Annotated in this window: 12 protein-coding genes; 2 read left to right on the top strand and 10 right to left on the bottom strand. The window is 45.5% G+C overall.

Features of this window, described 5'->3' with window-relative positions:
• Positions 1-17: 17 nt before the first annotated feature.
• A complete protein-coding gene (nagB, locus tag AAHN97_RS18130; protein ID WP_343303480.1) occupies positions 18-1,940 on the bottom strand; it encodes a glucosamine-6-phosphate deaminase in 1,923 nt (640 codons plus the stop codon).
• A gap of 355 nt (positions 1,941-2,295) precedes the next feature.
• Here nagB and AAHN97_RS18125 point away from each other — a divergent pair, with 355 nt between their 5' ends.
• Complete coding sequence (locus AAHN97_RS18125; RefSeq protein WP_343303479.1) at positions 2,296-2,706, top strand: hypothetical protein; 411 nt, start codon at positions 2,296-2,298, stop codon at positions 2,704-2,706.
• A gap of 107 nt (positions 2,707-2,813) precedes the next feature.
• Here AAHN97_RS18125 and AAHN97_RS18120 read toward each other — a convergent pair whose 3' ends face one another.
• From AAHN97_RS18120 to AAHN97_RS18080, 9 genes are all read right to left on the bottom strand, one after another.
• Positions 2,814-3,569 (bottom strand): alpha/beta hydrolase, encoded by a 756-nt coding sequence (locus AAHN97_RS18120; RefSeq protein WP_343303478.1) that lies wholly within the window; start codon positions 3,567-3,569, stop codon positions 2,814-2,816.
• A 142-nt stretch (positions 3,570-3,711) separates the two neighbouring features.
• Positions 3,712-6,018, bottom strand: coding sequence for a glycoside hydrolase family 20 protein (locus AAHN97_RS18115; RefSeq protein ID WP_343303477.1), 2,307 nt, complete (start codon positions 6,016-6,018; stop codon positions 3,712-3,714).
• Between the two features lie 27 nt (positions 6,019-6,045).
• Positions 6,046-8,958, bottom strand: a complete 2,913-nt coding sequence (locus AAHN97_RS18110; RefSeq protein ID WP_343303476.1) for a GH92 family glycosyl hydrolase — start codon at positions 8,956-8,958, stop codon at positions 6,046-6,048.
• A 168-nt stretch (positions 8,959-9,126) separates the two neighbouring features.
• Positions 9,127-9,906, bottom strand: a complete 780-nt coding sequence (locus AAHN97_RS18105; protein ID WP_343303475.1) for an endonuclease/exonuclease/phosphatase family protein — start codon at positions 9,904-9,906, stop codon at positions 9,127-9,129.
• A gap of 91 nt (positions 9,907-9,997) precedes the next feature.
• A complete protein-coding gene (locus tag AAHN97_RS18100; protein ID WP_343303474.1) occupies positions 9,998-10,882 on the bottom strand; it encodes an alkaline phosphatase in 885 nt (294 codons plus the stop codon).
• A gap of 115 nt (positions 10,883-10,997) precedes the next feature.
• Positions 10,998-11,759, bottom strand: a complete 762-nt coding sequence (locus AAHN97_RS18095; protein WP_343303473.1) for a copper homeostasis protein CutC — start codon at positions 11,757-11,759, stop codon at positions 10,998-11,000.
• On the bottom strand, positions 11,759-12,814 hold the full coding sequence (locus tag AAHN97_RS18090) for a N(4)-(beta-N-acetylglucosaminyl)-L-asparaginase (RefSeq protein ID WP_343303472.1): 1,056 nt from the start codon (positions 12,812-12,814) through the stop codon (positions 11,759-11,761). The genes AAHN97_RS18095 and AAHN97_RS18090 overlap by 1 nt, the downstream gene beginning before the upstream one ends.
• A 97-nt stretch (positions 12,815-12,911) precedes the next feature.
• Positions 12,912-13,880 carry an ROK family protein gene (locus AAHN97_RS18085; protein ID WP_074242902.1) on the bottom strand — a complete coding sequence of 323 codons (969 nt, stop codon included), beginning with the start codon at positions 13,878-13,880 and terminating at the stop codon, positions 12,912-12,914.
• Positions 13,852-15,489, bottom strand: coding sequence for an MFS transporter (locus tag AAHN97_RS18080; RefSeq protein ID WP_343303471.1), 1,638 nt, complete (start codon positions 15,487-15,489; stop codon positions 13,852-13,854). Before AAHN97_RS18080 ends, AAHN97_RS18085 begins: the two co-directional genes overlap by 29 nt.
• Positions 15,490-15,665: 176 nt before the next feature.
• On the opposite strand from AAHN97_RS18080, the gene AAHN97_RS18075 reads away from it, so the two are divergent.
• On the top strand, positions 15,666-16,991 hold the full coding sequence (locus AAHN97_RS18075) for a sugar MFS transporter (RefSeq protein WP_343303470.1): 1,326 nt from the start codon (positions 15,666-15,668) through the stop codon (positions 16,989-16,991).
• The last annotated feature ends 59 nt before the right edge of the window (positions 16,992-17,050 follow it).

Here is a 17,050-nt window from a genome sequence, read left to right as displayed (position 1 = left end):
ATAAAATCTGTTATTTATCAGAAGTGATAGCGAACGAATGCTTCCATGGCTGCATACTTCTGTAAACCGAGGCGGTCGTACAGGTCTGCAGTATTGGCGTTACGTTCTTCCGCACGTTGCCAGAACTCGCGTGCATCCGTTCCCTGGAACGGTACAACGTCTTTCTGACTTTGGTGAATAAAGATACCCAGGCGTTTTTGCATGATCTGATCAGGGCTCATAGGCACTGCCATTTCAATTTCATGGATATCCCATTCCTGCCATGCGCCTTTGTACAGCCATACCCAGCAATCCTTCATCCACTCTTCATGTTTCAGCCTGTTCAGGGCTTCAAAGATCACATCCAGGCAAACTTTGTGGGTACCATGCGGGTCAGCGAGGTCCCCTGCACAGAAGATCTGTTGTGGTTTCAACTGGCGAAGGAGGTCTACTGTAAGTTGAACATCTTCTTCACCCATTGGCTTCTTTTCAACCAGGCCGGTTTCGTAGAAAGGCAGGTTCTGGAAGTGTGCATTCTCTTCTTTAATACCTACATAACGGCAAGTGGCTTTTGCTTCACAACGGCGGATCAGCCCTTTAATGGCGCGGATCTCGGCAGTATCTTTCTGGCTCGGCTTCTTGATCTGGATGAAGGCTTTCGCATCTTCCAGGATCTGGGAGCTTTTGCTTCTGTCTATGTCGAACATTCCTTCAAAACCTACGGCGAAATCGATGAAACGCAGCAGGAATTCATCCGTTACGGCAATGTTACCGGAAGTCTGGTAAGCAACGTGTACATCATGCCCCTGTTCGTGCAGGCGGATGAAAGTACCACCCATGGAGATGATATCATCATCAGGGTGGGGAGAGAAGATCAAGGCGCGTTTACGTTCCGGCTGGGAACGTTCAGGATGATTAGGCAGCTGTGTACCGGGTTTTCCACCAGGCCAGCCGGTAATGGTATCCCGGATTGCGTTGAATTCTTCGATATTCAGCTCATAGGCAGAACCATATTGTACAATAAGATCATTCAGACCATTATTGTTATAGTCCTTATCCGTGAGCATCAGGATGGGCTTGTTGAGTTTCAGGGCCAGGCCGGTCACCGCTTTGCGGATCAGTTTAGGCGTCCATTCGCAATCGCCCGTGAGCCATGGTTCTTTATTACGGGTGAGTTCTGCTGCCGCCTGCTCATCTATTACAAATGTGCAATTGCGATGTTGCTGGAGGAGAGAAGCTGGCACCTGATCACTGCTGTGACCTTCTACAGAGCGGCAAACGATCTTGGCTTTGTGGGAACCCCAGGCCAGCAGGATCACCTTTTTGGCTTTCATGATGGTGTTGATCCCCATGGTTACTGCCAGGCGGGGAACAGCGCTCATGTTAGAAAATTCATATGCGTTGGCCAGGCGGGTGGAATTATCCAATGTTACCAGGCGGGTGTGGGAGTTGATGTTAGCGCCCGGTTCGTTAAAACCGATGTGGCCGTTGTTGCCGATACCCAGGATCTGGATATCAATGCCACCGGCTTCTTCTATCTTACGTTCGTAAGCTTCTGCGTAGGCTTTGATCTTTTCCTTGGGGATGGTGCCGTCCGGAACATGGTAATTCCCTTCCGGGATATCAATATGATTGAATAATTGTTCTTTCATGAAGCGGTTGTAGCTCTGTAAAGCATCCGGTTCAATGGGGTAGTACTCATCCAGGTTAAAGGTTACCACGTTCTTAAAACTGAGGCCTTCTTCTTTGTGGAGGCGTACCAATTCAGCATACAGGTATTTGGGTGTTGATCCGGTAGCTAAACCCAGTACTGCTGGTTCTTTTGCTGCTTGTTTCTCACGGATGAGGGCGGCAATTTGCTGTGCCACTGCTTTCGATCCGTCCTTTGCTGTAGGGTGGATGTCCACGGAAATCTGCTCAAAACTGTCTATCAGTTCAATTTCCTGGTGATTAATGGTCATTGTTCAAGTATTTTAAATGCGTTTTTAAAAACGAGCCCGAAAATTAGTTAAAATCTAGGGAATGTTGTTGAAAATTTATGATTTACTATTGAAAACCCCCTGCTAACGGGAGAAATTAACATATTAGCAAGTTCCTGCAATGGATTGCGGTAGAAATGTTAATTGGCCTGTTTAAATCCAAATTCTTTTAAGCTGCGTACTTATATTCAGCAACTTAATTACAAACCCTGCAGGAAAGTAATAACATTCAGCGCCGGACCTGGATGGTAAGAATGAAAAATTCTAACCGATCGGCCGGGAAGAAGCAATCGTCCGGATGCATTCTTCTACGGCAAATAATCAAAAAGAATTACTGATGAAAAAGATGTTATTAGTAGTATCGGGTGTTTTCCTGATGCTTATGACAAGTATTGCCGTAACCCATGCGGTTACACCTGCCGGTCACATTACCATCAATGACGCTGATTGGATGAAATCCAAAACAGGTACATGGGCAGGGTTGAAAGATGGAAAAACCTATTGGTACAAATTAGATAAGAATGCGCAGTTATGGTGGAGCACTGACTGTAAAAAATGGGCTGCCGTAGCAGGTGGTATGTGGGCTGATAAAGATGGCAAATGGCTCAAGATAGGTGAAGGCAAATTGTGGTGGACTGCAGATGGTGGTAAAAACTTCAGCGAAGTACCGGAATGGAAATGGGAGGGACCTAAAGGTGAATGGTACAAGTTTGATGCTAAATGGACTTTGTGGGTAAACTCAAAATAATGACTCGGGGTGTAACAAGAGTCACGAATAGCAAACAGTAAGATAAACAACCGGTACTTTTCAGTACCGGTTATTTTTTGCCACTAATAAACGGAACCTCCGCTTTTTTATTTACTGATTGCTGCAACCGCGGTTTCGATCACATCCGAAACTGCTTTTGGTTTAGACATAAATACAAGATGACTGGCTTTGATCTCTGTAACTTTTGCACCGGCCCTTTTTGCCATGAAACGTTCTGCATCCGGAGGGATCGTCTGATCTTCCGTAGCTACGATATACCAGCTGGGCTTGGACTTCCAGGCGGGGTTGGCAAATGAACTGCCAAACACGGATGCGGAAACCGGGATCTGGGAATCGGCCAGGAATTCAGCCTGTTCTTTAGGCAGGTCTGCACAGAAACCGGAATGATATTTTTTAACATCATACCAGATGTAACCATGTTCATCAGGAGGCAGTATTCCTGAATTCGGGGCAGGAGGGCCGGATTGCAGCAACTTCAGCAATGTTTCATTGGCATCAGGAACAAATGCGGCAATATAAAAAAGCCCTGCTACTTTAGGATGATTCCCTGCTTCCGTAATAATAGCACCACCATAAGAATGGCCTACCAGTAACGCAGGGCCGGATTGCCTGTCCAGTACCCGGTGTGTGGCAGCTACATCATCTGCGAGGCCGGTATTGGGATTACCTACCACGCTTACATTATATCCTTTCGCTTTTAATATTTTATACACCGCTTCCCAACCGGAACCATCAGCAAAAGCGCCATGTACCAGTACGATGTTTTTAACGGGGCCTTGCGCATAGGTTGCGCCCATAAATAAGAGCGCCGCAAGGATAGCAAACCAGGTTTTCTTTTTCATTGGTATTTTTTATTCAAAGCTATTTTACACAGCTGCCAAAGGCAATGGCCGCATCAGGGATTCAGTTGTACATCCTCCAATAGAAAAGGGCCGATCTGTCAGATCAGCCCTCTTTTTATACAATTACCTGGTGGTAGTAATGTTAGTTGATGATGATCTCATCCACAAATAACCATGCAGGATTTCCTGCTCCCTGTGCACCTGTTGGGATCTTACCTGCATTGAGTGCGATCACTTTTACGTAACGTGCTTTCACATCTGTTAAAGCATGACGCAGTTTAAGGATGCCACTGCCATCAAAGGTAGTTTCTTTATATACTTCTTTGTAATTCTTCCCATCAACAGATACCAGGAAGGTAACCTGTTTAGGAGGATAGATCCATTGGTCTTTAAAGCTCAGTGTGTTCAATCCTACCTGTTTGATCTCTGTTGAGTCTCCCAGATCCACTACAGCTTCCAGGTTATCTCCGCTGTAACCGGTCCATTGATTATCGTTGTAGGCTTTCACACCTTCAATGCCGTTCACCAATGAAAAAGCACTACCAGGGTTATAGCTCTGGTGAGGTGGCTTAGCCAGGGTAATATTTTTACCTACTGCTTTATGCAATACAAATGCCTGGTAGAATTCGTTGCCATATTGTTTGCCATCCTGGAAAACCGCAGCACGTACCACACCTGTTTGCTGAACAGGGATAGGAGCCGTGTAGGCTGCAGATGCAGCAGTAGGACCACTGCTATCTAGAGTAAAAGTGATCTTACCTCCATCCAGCTTGCTATCCAGTTTAACCTGCACGCCGCCTTTTCCATCACTTTCCACTACGCCACGCACTTCAAATACATGTTTGGCATAATTCACGCCCTTCATGGCCAGCAGTGGCAGATGCCCTTTTAAACGTTCCAGGAAGTTGTCGTAATCCTTCTTTTCTTTTGGCGACCATAATACTTCAGCTAAGGCTATAGCACGTGGGTATACCATGTATTCCACATGTTCGGAGTTCTTCATGTATTCCGTCCATACATTGCCTTGTGCACCGCGGATGAATGTAGCTTCTTCTCTGCTGAGTTCATCGGGAACAGGTTCGTAAGAATATACTTCACTCACAGGTGTAAAACCACCAATAGCCAAAGGTTCATTTTTACCCTGGGATTGATAATGATCCAGGTAACAATAATTGCCGGGCGTCATGATCACATCGTGATGTTGTTTTGCCGCGGCGATACCTCCTTCAATTCCGCGCCAGCTCATTACGGTAGCATTGGGAGCAAGACCACCTTCCAGGATCTCGTCCCAGCCAATGATCTGGCGGCCTTTGCTGTTGAGGTATTTTTCAATGCGCTGAATGAAATAACTCTGTAAGGCATGTTCATCTTTCAGCCCTTCATCTTTTATGCGCTTCTGGCATTTAGGACATTTCTCCCAACGTACTTTCGGGCTTTCATCTCCGCCGATGTGAATGTATTTGCCGGGGAAAAGCAGCATCACTTCATCCAATACATCCTGGTTGAAAGCAAATACAGAATCGTTGCCTGCGCAATACACATCATCATATACTCCCCAACGGGTGCCTACTTCATATGGTCCGCCTGTACAACCCAGGTGAGGATATGCAGTTAAGGCTGCGAGCGCGTGGCCGGGCATTTCAATTTCCGGGATCACGGTCACATGTCTTTCTGTAGCATATTTCACTACGTCTCTGATCTGTTCCTGCGTATAGAAACCGCCATAAGGTTTGCCATCATATTTTTGATCGTTGTAATGGCCCAGCATGGTTTCTTTGCGGCGGGAAGCTACTTCCTGCAGCTTAGGATATTTTTTGATCTCTATCCGCCAGCCCTGATCGTCTGTGAGGTGCCAGTGGAAAGTGTTCATTTTGTGCATCGCCAGCAGGTCGATATATTTTTTGACAAACTCTACCGGGAAAAAGTGCCTGCCCACATCGAGGTGTAAACCGCGATAAGGGAAACGGGGCTGATCGTAGATGTCAACGCCGGTTATCCAGAATGCTTTGGCTTTCTGCAAGGGCAATAACTGGATGAGGGTTTGCATGCCGTAGAAGGTACCTGCTGCATCATCCCCATGGATCCTGATAAAGTCTTTCCCCACTTTCAGGCTATAGGCTTCTGGCGTGCCGGGAGCGTCTTTGAACTGGGTTTGGAAAACGATAGCGTTCGGGGTACCGCTCCCCACTATCTTTAATTCATATCCGCTTAATTCTTTAAAGAAAGTATTGAAGAGTGCGGCGGTCTGTTTGTCTTCCGGAGAAACTGCTACCAGTGCCGTCTGCTTGTCCAGCAGAAAAGAATCTGGAAGGGTGGTGAGCCTTACCGGTAAAGGGATGATGCTCAATTTGGCTTTGTGTGCAGTGGAATCGTTTCCTGTTCCTGTACAGGAAACAAACCCTAATACAGCACAGCATGCAGCCATGTGTAATAATCTTTTTATGGTCATGTCCTTATGATTAGCTTCCGGAAAATACTATTCTATTATGATTTCATCTGCAAAAATATGACAGGGTTCTCCCTTGCCGGGATGCCAATCTGGAATTACGCCATGGGTAAGGGCTACAACTTTCAGGTAGCGGGTTTTGGTTTGCACCGGCAGGCTCAATACCTGTGTGAAACTGCCATATTCCTTATCGGAGAAAGTGTTTTTTACCACACCCAGGGAAGTGAATTGCTGCCCATCGTCAGAAGCAAAGAATTCTACCTGTGTGGGATACCAGATCCATACACCTAAATCCTGCAGCACGCTTAAGCCCAGCTTTTTCAGATTGCGGGGCGCTTTCAGGTCTACGATGGCTTCCAGGTTGCCGGGATAATGACTTTGCCATGCGCCCAGGCGGAAATCTTCCTGTCCGCGGATCCCATCTATCAATGCATCTGGTCCGCCAGCTGTGAATTGCGGGTTGATCTTAGAGGTCACTTTGATGGTTTTATCTGTTGGTATCAGGAAGAAAGGAGTTTGCATTAACTGGCTGTACTGGCCATTTCTGAAAGCAATGGCTTTCAGAGTAACGGACTTGCTGATGTTAAATGGCTGCGTGTATTTCGTTGATTTGTTGGTAGGAGTAGAGCCATCCAGCGTGTAATAGATCAGGGTGTTCGGTTCTACAGCTTTCAGCGAAACTTTCATGGAATGATTGAACCTGTCTGAATCTGCTAATGCAAATGGCACCGGTACGATCATATCATCTTTTACACTGCTCACCGGAACATTGTTACCACTGGCCCAGGTTTTATTGGCGGTAGCGCCCATGTTGAATTCCAATACACCACCATTCATGATAGCCGTGTGCGGAATGCTGGAAACAGGCAATGCTGCACCATCCAGTTTTACAGATTGTATATAGTAATTTTTAGCACTGCGGTCTTTTGCTTTGATGGTGAAAGTTTTTCCATTTTCCAGGTGGATTTTTACTTCATCAAACAATGGACTGCCGAGTGCATATTTCCCATCACCGGGTGTTACAGGGTAAATGCCCATAGCGCTCATTACATACCAGGCACTCATTTGACCACAGTCTTCGTTTCCACTTAAACCATCCGGTGCATTGTGATAGAGGGTTGTTAATACCTGATGTACCAGTTCCTGTGTGCGCCAGGGTTGGCCCACATAATTGAACAGGTAAGCAATATGATGACTCGGTTCATTGCCATGTGCATATTGCCCGATCAGCCCTGTAATATCAGATTGATGACGGCCGGATAATTTATCTTCTGTGGTGAATAAGTGATTTAGTTTGTCTGTGAACTTTGCGGTGCCCCCTTGCAGTTTTACAAGACCACTTACATCATGCGGTACGGCAAAGCTGTATTGCCAGGAGTTGGCTTCTGTAAAGAAGTTGTTCACTTCCGTTGGATCGAAGGGACTCATCCAGCGGCCACCTATTTTACCACGCATAAAACCGGTGGAGGCATCAAATATATTCTTGTAGGATTGTGCTCTGCGCATATAGCGCTTGTAGACTTCATCCTGCCCCAGCATTTTACCCATTTGCGCAATACACCAGTCGTCATAAGAGTATTCCAATGTACGGGAAACGGATTCCGGTTGTGTATCCATGCTCAGGTAACCCTGCCGGATGTAATGCTGCATGCCGAACTGTGTTCCTTCCGCATAACTGCGCATGGCTTCCAGCGCATACTTTGCATCGTATCCGCGAATACCTTTCTGGTAAGCATCCACGATCACGGGAACGGAATGATAACCGATCATACAGAAGGTTTCATTCGCGCTGAGTTCCCATACCGGCAGCATGCCGCCATATTTATATTGTACAAGGAAGGTATTGATCCAGTCGTTTGTTTTCTGCTGGTTGATGAGGGTCATCAAAGGGTGCAAAGCACGATGGGTATCCCATAAAGAGAACACGCTGTAGTTCTCAAAACCTTCAGCTTTATGGATCTTCTGATCCGTACCGCGATACTGGCCATCCACATCCATATAGAGGTTAGGGTTCAGGCAGGCATGGTATAATGCACTGTAGAAGATGGTTTGCTGATCAGGAGTACCGCCTTTTATTTCGATCTTGCTTAATTCTTTGTTCCAGGCACTCTTAGCGTCTGCGAGCGTTTTATTAAAGTTGAAGCCGGGCATTTCTGCATCGAGGTTTTTCATGGCGCCTTCTTCACTTACGCCGGAGATGGCCACTTTCACATACACAGGATCTTTTACATCGAAGGTGAAGTATGCTTTGATATTACGGCCTTCTGCCTGTTTCAGTGCGCCATTCTCTACATCCATCAATGCTACGTTGTGAGATTTGAAGGGTTTGGAGAATTTCATGGCAAAGAATAACACCTGGTCCTTTGCCCAGGAAGTAGAACGGCGCATACCGATCACGGTACTATCGTTCACTATTTTCAGATTGGAATTGATCACAATGTCGCGGTGATAGAGGTCCAGTAAAACATGACCCTCTTTAGCGGATGCCGGGAATTCGTATTTATGAAGGCCCACTCTTTTGGTGGCGGTGAGCGAAGCCTGGATATCGTATTTATCCAGCTTTACGCTATAAAAACCTGCGTAGGCTTTTTCGTTTTTATGGGAGAAGGGAGAAGCGTATTGTTCATTGTTCCAGGCGGGTTTTCCTGTGAGGGGCATCAGGAGTATGTCGCAATAATCTTCGATACCGGTGCCACTTAAATGTGTGTGAGAGAAACCGTACATGATGGAGTCCGTATAATGATAACCGGAGCATCCGTCCCATCCTTTCAGCCTTGTATCAGGACTTAACTGTACCATTCCAAAAGGTAGGCTGGGACCGGGATAAGTGTGACCGTGACCACCTGTACCAATAAAGGGATTTACCTTTTCTGCATAATTCACTTGCTGAGCCTGCGTTGCAGACACTAGCCCCAGGGCTAGTACAACCAACCATTTTTTCATTCACTGTTTTTTAATAAGACTCTAAAAAGCTAAAATAAACAAAATAGGGCTAAAACGTTTTAGTGTTCGGTTTTTTGATGTTGTGAGGATGTTAAAAAACAACAAAAAGGTGTTTAGATACTATAGGAAACTAAAAAAAAGCTCCCTGTTTGGAGCTTTTCAGACATTCTATTTTAATAATAATTCACAAATGACCGGCCGGTGATCTGAGGCAATGGTTTCTTCCACCACAAAGGCATTGATCACATGCCATTGCAGTTTGTTTGCCAGGAAAACATAATCCAGTTTCTGTGTTGGTTTGTCTGAAGGCCAGGTGGGGCCCAGCTTTTCAGTAGCATCCAGGAAAATATTCTTAACAGATGTGATCTCTTTTGATGGCGGCAAGGCATTAAAATCTCCGGCAATGATAACCGGTAGCTGGTTTGCAGAGAAATGCTGATTGAGCAGTGCGGATTGCGCCAGGCGGTCTGCAGGATCTTCCAGATGGTCCAGATGTGTGCTGGCAAATTGCAGCAGGCTGTCTCCCGGTAATTTAACAGTTATCACAGCTGCGTTACGTGGTTCACTGCCATTGCCTTTAGCAGGTAAGGCAATGTTGTAGCTTTTTTCAATAGGGAAGCGGGAAAGAACGCCGTTACCAAATCCACCACCATCATGTTCCATGGCTTTACCGAAATAAATGTACATACCGGTTGCTTCTGCCAGCTGTTTCAACTGGTTGGCTTTTTTAACCCGGTTGGTAGAACTATCAACTTCCTGCAAAGCAACCAGATCTGGATTGGTAGCGAGGATAATGTTGGCAATGCCCTGGATATCCACTTCGCCCTTCATGTTTTCAGCATGATGAATATTGTAACTGAGCACCTTGATCACCTGCCCTTGTACCTGTGCTGATACAGACGCAGTGGTGGTGAGGGTTAGCATTAAAATAAAGATAAGTCGATGCATATATTAAAATTGAAATTTCCGGATCGTATATAATATGGTCTCTATAGCGTTTACAAGTTTAGTGCCATGCCCAACACGTCCGGAAATCAAATTACTTTTCAAACGCATCTTCCACCGGCCGGCCTGTCCACACCTGGGGCATTTTCAGACCAAAGATCCATGCTATGGTTGCGGCGGTATCGTACGTCACCACACTTTCTTTCACTTCATGCCCTTTTTTGATACCTTTTCCACGGATGATCCAGGGGATCTGCATTTCCACCATGGTTTTACCACCATGGCCTTTGTTAATTCCCCCGTGATCAGAGCTCAGCATGATCACGCTGTTTTCCCACATGCCGGCATCTTTTACAGCCTGCAGGATCTGGCCTAATAAAACATCGTTCTTATGCACTTGTTCGTAATACTCGGGAATATTGTGCCCGATATTATGACCCACTCCATCCGGCTGATCGAAATGTATGAACAGGAAATCAGGTTTCTTCTCTTTGATATAGTTAATAGACGCTTCTGTGGTTGCGGTGTCGTTAGGGCACCCCTGATCTTTGTTCACTGCCTTTTTCGGGAAAAGGTAGCCAATGCCTCCCCAACTATATATAACGCCTACTTCGACCATTGGTTTTTGCTGGCGCAATAAAGTAAAGATCGAAGGGAAAAGACCATACTGGTCAAGCTCCCGGGATTCTGCCTCAGGGGTTTTACTTCCCCATTCCGTAAACCCGTGCAGTTCTGATCCAGCACCCATTAACATGGAAGCCCAGTTCACTGCACTGGATGATGGTAATACGCTGCGTGCTTTTAAGCTCCAGCTGCCTTCTGCCATTAATTGCTTCATATTCGGATTGTCTGCTTTTTGGATCGCATACGCACCCAATCCGTCCATCCCAATGAGGATGACATGTTTAACGCCTTTTAATTGTGCCTGCACTGTTAAACTGCATAACAATACTAAGGCAATGAAGCCTGCTTTTCTCATGTCTTGTCCAATTTAAAAATTATTTAATATAAAGAGCAGGAAGAAGCCTTCCTTTTATCCAGTGTGGATAAAAGTAGTGAATAAATACTATACTTTGTTTAATATTTATAAATAATTAACCGGCATTTAATGCTGCTTCGGCATTGCTGCGTATGAGTTTTACCTGCTCTGCCTGGCTTACGGCAATACCATATTCCGGAACACCGGGAATACCTCCCATGCTTACATTGGGATTGCGGTATTGCATCTGGCTGTCTATATATGCTTTTGCGGTGGTATGATATTCTTTAGCGTGGGTGGTGTTTACCAGTTCTGCTACATTATTGGCCCTTACGCCGGACCCGGCCATAATGGCAATGCGCCCTTCTGCTTTTTGCACGAGATCGGCAATGAGGGAAGAACCTTCTGCTGCTGTATTCCTTTGACCGGAAGTGAGGATACGTTCACAACCGGCAGCGATCACATCTTCCAATGCCTGAAAGGGATCGTCTGTCATATCAAAAGCACGGTGAAATGTAACACCCATGGGCCATGCCAGCTCCACGAGTTCTTTCGTGCGGGGGAGATCTATTTTACCTGCTGCGGTGAGGAGGCCAATCACTACTCCTTCGCAGCCGAGTTGTTTACAGAGCTGGATGTCTTTTTTCATGATCTCAAACTCCAGTTCATCATATAGGAAATCTCCACCACGCGGGCGAATGATCGGATACAATGCAATGTTCACTTTTTCCCTTGCGAGTGCAATAGTGGCATAACTGGGGGTGGTACCACCTTCCAGCAGGTTATCACATAACTCTATCCTGTTTGCCCCGCCTTCCTGCGCAGCGATGCAGGAAGCTACAGAGGCTGCACATATTTCCAGTGTGATCTTTTCCATTATTTGAAGTAATGTTTCCCTTTAATGAGTTGTTCCTGCTCAGGCATTTCTCCGGTGGTAACAGCATAACTGAAACCTTGTTGTAAACAGAATGCGCCATGTTCTCCTTTTTTATTCAAAGCGAGGAAACCGATCTGGATCTCTTTTGCTTTTTCCGGTTTCTTCTTCACAATACGCATCACGGCTTCTTTGCAGGCAGCTTCAGGAGAATAGCCCTGGCGCATTAATTCCACTACCAGGAAACTTCCTACCACACGGATCACTTCTTCTCCTACACCCGTGGCAGTAGCTGCTCCTACTTCATTATCTACATACAAACCGGCACCAATGATAGGAGAGTCTCCCACACGACCATGCAGTTTAAAAGCCATACCGCTGGTTGTGCAGGCGCCGGATAAATTACCCTGTGCATCCAAAGCTACCATGCCAATGGTGTCGTGATTATAAACGTTCCCCGGTAATTGTAAAGGATTGAAGGCGGTGGTGCCTTTGCTGTCGTAAGATTTATTTTCGATGTTGATCACGGGTTTATATTCCGCTTTCTTCAACCATTCTTTCCATGCTTTTTCTGATTCCGGCGTGAGCAGGTTTTCTTTCTTAAAACCATTTTCCAGTGCAAACTGTAACGCACCATCGCCTACCAGCATTACGTGTGGTGTTTTCTCCATCACTTTACGGGCTACTGAAATAGGATGTACGATATGTTCCAGTGCAGCTACAGATCCGCAATTCCCGAATTCATCCATAATGCAGGCATCCAGCGTTACACGGCCATCCCGGTCAGGAAAACCACTGAAACCTACGGTGTGATTATTGGGATCAGATTCCGGTACATGCACACCTGCTTCTACTGCATCCAAAGCACGGCCACCTTTTTTCAATACTTCCCAGGCAGCTTTGTTGGCTGCAATGCCAAAATCCCAGGTAGATACTACAATGGGTTTCTTTACTTTACCTGTTGCTTTTTTTGATTGTGCGATGGTGGATGGGCCATCCAGGGATAATACGGCGGCGCCTAATGCTGCGGTCCTGAGGAAATTGCGTCTGCTACTCATTGTTCACTGTTTTAAAGAAGAAAGTCAATTACAAGATACCAATTTTTACATTCGTACTTTGTAATTGACTTTCGCTATACTAAGATAAGAAGATCTGTTATGCTTCTTTCATTTCCCAGGCCAATGCGCTGGCGCCTAAAATGGCGGCATCACTTTCTTTCAGCTCTGAGAAAACGAGTTTTACTTTGTTCTGGAAGATCGGTAAAAGATTGAGTTCCATGTGATGGCGTACAGGGCGCATGATCAGATCGCCGGCCTGTGTAAGACCACCAAAGAGAACAATAGCTTCAGGACTGGAGAACATCACAAAGTTCGCCAATGCTTCTCCCAATACTTTGCCGGTGTATTCATAGATCTCCATAGCCAGCTTATCACCTTTGATAGCGGCTTCATAGATCATTTTAGAATCAATTTCTTCCCTGGTATGATTACGCAGCAGACTGGGTTCATCCGGGCGGGCTTCCAGTAATTCAAGGGCTGTGTTGGTTACACCAGTGGCAGAAGCATAAGCTTCCAAAGAGCCACGGGCACCTGTTCCAGGGTGATAACGACCACCGGGGATAACAATCACGTGACCCAGTTCACCAGCAAATCCATCATGACCATAGATCAACTGACCATTGGCAACAATTCCACTTCCCACACCTGTTCCCAGTGTGATGGTAATGAAATCCTTCATGCCACGTGCAGAGCCGTACGTCATTTCACCAATAGCAGCTGCATTGGCGTCATTGGTTAATACGGCCGGGATCCCAAAAAGGTCCTGCAGCATCTGTGCTAAAGGTACAATACCCTTCCAGCGCAGATTTGGTGCGTATTCAATATTACCGGTATAAAAGTTCCCATTGGGCGCACCTACACCTATTCCTTTAATGTTCGATATTCCCCCAACCTGGTCTATCAGCTTTGATAAACGCTGATGAAGTTCTTCCAGGAACATCGTTACTTCTTCGTGAGCTTTGGTCGACATCCTGTCCTGGCATAATATATTACCACGACGGTCTACAACTCCAAATTTTGTATTAGTACCTCCAATATCAATGCCCACCGCTAATTGCTGACTCATAGTCTATTCCTTGGGATTTTAAGATTGATTTTACACGAATTGCGAAAAACGCTAAATAAGCAAAACAGATAACCGGCACAATATAAGACATATGAATGCCTATTTCTTCAATATCTACCAAACCACCCTGAACCGGAGGAATTAATGCACCTCCGAGGATCATCATGATGAGGAAGGAAGAAGCCTGACCGGTGTATTTCCCAAGGCCTGCAATAGACAGGGAGAAGATACAAGGCCACATTACGGAACAGAAAAGCCCGCCGCTGATGAAAGCGAAAGTGGCTACCTGCCCTTCAGTGAACAAGCCAACAATCATCGCTGCGGTACCCATGATACCAAAGGTCATCAGGGTTTTGGCAGGTTTGTCCTGGCCATAGAAGAATCCCAGGATCTGTATAGCGATGCAGATAGCAAAGGGATACAGTTTGGTAATATCATTGCCTTTAAAATGGTTCACAGCAAGGATGACGCCGTAAGCCACAAAAGGTACTATTACAGATAAGATCTGGCGGGTACTTTTAGAGATGTTGAAAACGCTGATGGCACCAGTCCACCTGCCTACCATCAATCCTCCCCAGAACAATGCGATGTAAGGGTCTATTTCAGATTCTTTCAAACCATCCATGGTAAGGAAGCCCGGTTTCTTTAACAGTTCTCCCATGTTACTACCCACACTCACTTCCACGCCTACATATACAAATATGGCGATCATACCCATGATCAGCTGTGGATATTTCATAGCACCCCAACCTTCTCCGGAAGATTTACGGGCAGAGATCTGAGAGTAGAAGAGGATACCCAGGATACCAACAATACCTGCAATGAAGAACGGCAAAGGTTTTTCCTGTGAGATACCTATTGTGATCAGGATGAACATGGCTGCAATACCTATCAGGGAGCGGGTAGCTTTGGAAGAGTTTTCAAAATGATCATCTTCTGTGCCTTTAGGCATTTTAGTGATGGCAAATATACCGGCAGCAGCCAGGAATAAACATACCAATACTATATAGAGCACGTTGATCTTACTGATATCTGTATCACCACTGCTGGCAGCTGCATCAGCAGCTCTGCCGAAGAGGAGGATACTGATCACCAGCGGACCGATAGTGGTACCAAAAGAATTCACACCACCTGCAAAGTTCAGCCTGTGCGAACCTTTGGCGGGGTCTCCCAGCAAAATAGCAAAAGGATTTGCTGCGGTTTGTTGCAGTGAAAACCCTAAGGCAATAATAAAATATGCTCCCAGGAAAAGATAGAAAGCACTGGTTTTATCTTCCATCCCCAAACCAACGTTCACGGCAGCGATGGTGATACCAGCACCAACACCTGAAAGGAGGAGACCATATATAATACCTTTCTTAAAACCTATCCTGTTCAGGATGTCCACGCCTTTTAAAGCAGACAACAGATAGAGGATGAGGGAACCAACAAAGTAGGCACCATAGAATGCAAAGTCAACCAACTGAGATTGGATCTGCGTAAGGTCGAAATGTTTTTTACAAAAGGGAATCAAGATACTGTTAGACGCTGCAACAAATCCCCAGAAGAAGAATACAAGAACGAGTACAAAAAACGTGGGATGGGTGCCTTGCTTGGTTTGCTGAGACATATTCCTGTTAAATTTTGGTTCTAAATGTATAATTTATTTTTTGACAAAAGGCTAAAAAACGCAATAAATGTCCTGATTTTTTTCACTGCTCAAACGTTTTAGCTAAAATATTTAAAAAATATGAGAATTGTTGATTAAGTTCGTGGCATTCTTGAACAAATCAACCCTTGCAGCTCATGACAAGTAAAACCGCTACTCTGGCCGCTCCGCAAGAAGGAGGGTATAAGCAGGCTATGATCATCATCGGAGGTTTATTCTTCGTTTTTGGTTTTGTTACCTGGCTTAATGGCGCACTTATTCCATTTCTACAGATCGCCTGTGAACTAACTGTATCCCAGGCCTTAATGGTTACTTTGGCCTTTTACATGGCTTATTTCTTTTTATCTATTCCTTCATCTTTCATTCTTAACAAAACAGGATTCAAGAACGGGATGGCACTTGGTTTAGTGGTGATGGCCGTAGGCTCACTTATTTTTATTCCAGCAGCCAATAGCCGGAACTTTACCATGTTCCTGACCGGATTATTTGTTCAGGGGGCAGGACTTTCCTTATTGCAAACGGCTTCTAACCCATATATCAGTGTAGTAGGCCCTATTGAAAGTGCAGCTAAACGCATTAGCATCATGGGGATCTGTAATAAAGTAGCAGGTGCCCTCAGCCCGTTGATCCTCAGTACCATCGTATTAAAAAATGCGAGTGCATTGGAAGAACAGATCAAAGCGGCAACAGATGCTACCTTGAAAGCACAGTTACTGGATGATCTGGCCGGAAGGGTTATTCCTCCTTATATTGTAATGGCAGTTATATTGTTGATACTGGCTTTCTTCCTGAAACGTTCTTCTTTACCTGAGATCAATACAGATGGTGATGATAGCGCAACTGGTGCAGCCCCGGCAAGAAGCAGTGTGTTTGCTTATCCTTACCTCTTCCTGGGTGTGCTTTGCATTTTTATGTATGTAGGTGTGGAAGTAATGGCTGGTGATGTGATCGGTACTTATGGTAAAGCACTGGGGATGAGCCTGGACAAAACCAAATACTTCACTTCTTTCACCCTGGTAGCGATGCTGGTAGGGTATATTATTGGTATTGCCACTATTCCTAAGATCATCAGCCAGGATATGGGGCTCCGTATCTCTGCGATCCTGGGTGTGCTATTCACTTTCGGTGCTTATTTTACGGATGGTAACCTGGCTGTAACTTTCATTGCGTTGCTGGGTTTAGCCAATGCATTGATGTGGCCCGCAATTTTCCCGCTGGCAATTGATGGTTTGGGCAAGTATACAAAGATCGGTTCTGCTTTCCTGATCATGGGTATTGCGGGAGGAGCTATCCTGCCACAGATTTATACAGGATTATTTGACCCTGAAGGAATGTTCAGCTTCCTGTACAGCAGCAGTATCGATTTCAGACATGCCTTCCTGTATTGCATGGTGCCCTGCTATCTATACATTTTATTCTTTGCACTGGCAGGGCATAAACTGGGTAAAGCACGCGCAAAATAACTATTTTATATAATGTGAAAAGGCGTTCCGGAAGGAGCGCCTTTTTTATTTATTGGGAA

This window comes from Chitinophaga niabensis (assembly GCF_039545795.1).
GTDB classification, from domain to species: domain Bacteria; phylum Bacteroidota; class Bacteroidia; order Chitinophagales; family Chitinophagaceae; genus Chitinophaga; species Chitinophaga niabensis_B.
This window is presented reverse-complemented; position numbering and strand designations above follow the sequence as displayed.

What these genes read in the sequence shown, in the direction of transcription:
- AAHN97_RS18080 (WP_343303471.1), bottom strand. Translation starts at nt 15,489, where the DNA reads ATGTCTCAGCAAACCAAGCAAGGCACCCATCCCACGTTTTTTGTACTC.
- AAHN97_RS18075 (WP_343303470.1), top strand. Translation starts at nt 15,666, where the DNA reads ATGACAAGTAAAACCGCTACTCTGGCCGCTCCGCAAGAAGGAGGGTAT.
- AAHN97_RS18110 (WP_343303476.1), bottom strand. Translation starts at nt 8,958, where the DNA reads ATGAAAAAATGGTTGGTTGTACTAGCCCTGGGGCTAGTGTCTGCAACG.
- AAHN97_RS18085 (WP_074242902.1), bottom strand. Translation starts at nt 13,880, where the DNA reads ATGAGTCAGCAATTAGCGGTGGGCATTGATATTGGAGGTACTAATACA.
- AAHN97_RS18120 (WP_343303478.1), bottom strand. Translation starts at nt 3,569, where the DNA reads ATGAAAAAGAAAACCTGGTTTGCTATCCTTGCGGCGCTCTTATTTATG.
- AAHN97_RS18105 (WP_343303475.1), bottom strand. Translation starts at nt 9,906, where the DNA reads ATGCATCGACTTATCTTTATTTTAATGCTAACCCTCACCACCACTGCG.
- AAHN97_RS18090 (WP_343303472.1), bottom strand. Translation starts at nt 12,814, where the DNA reads ATGAGTAGCAGACGCAATTTCCTCAGGACCGCAGCATTAGGCGCCGCC.
- AAHN97_RS18095 (WP_343303473.1), bottom strand. Translation starts at nt 11,759, where the DNA reads ATGGAAAAGATCACACTGGAAATATGTGCAGCCTCTGTAGCTTCCTGC.
- AAHN97_RS18100 (WP_343303474.1), bottom strand. Translation starts at nt 10,882, where the DNA reads ATGAGAAAAGCAGGCTTCATTGCCTTAGTATTGTTATGCAGTTTAACA.
- AAHN97_RS18115 (WP_343303477.1), bottom strand. Translation starts at nt 6,018, where the DNA reads ATGACCATAAAAAGATTATTACACATGGCTGCATGCTGTGCTGTATTA.
- nagB (WP_343303480.1), bottom strand. Translation starts at nt 1,940, where the DNA reads ATGACCATTAATCACCAGGAAATTGAACTGATAGACAGTTTTGAGCAG.
- AAHN97_RS18125 (WP_343303479.1), top strand. Translation starts at nt 2,296, where the DNA reads ATGAAAAAGATGTTATTAGTAGTATCGGGTGTTTTCCTGATGCTTATG.